The sequence below is a fragment of the Acinetobacter sp. 25-47-122 genome, assembly GCF_056779695.1.
Map to the genome: position 1 here is coordinate 1 of NZ_JBWYIJ010000040.1, position 228 is coordinate 228.

The following is a 228-nucleotide window of genomic DNA, read 5'->3' on the forward strand; positions in this document are numbered from 1 at the left end:
TGAACGTCCAGTTACCTTCTGGATCTACAGTCGCATCACCTGTTGCTACAGGGTTGCCATCTTTGTCTAAGATTTCAACTTTTACTGTTGCACCTGGCTCAGTCTTACCTGAGATTGTTGGTGTAGTATCGTTTGTCGGCTTAAGCTCATCGATGGTTAATTCAGGCGCTACTGTGTCAACCTCGAAGCTCTCTGGCTGAGATTCACCTGTGTTACCTGCTTTATCTG

The 228-nt window shown here is 46.1% G+C and carries 1 protein-coding gene; it reads right to left on the minus strand.

Annotated elements, in window-relative coordinates:
* A partial coding sequence (locus AC1M9P_RS14685) for an Ig-like domain-containing protein (protein WP_481588101.1) occupies positions 1–228 on the minus strand: 228 nt, incomplete at both ends.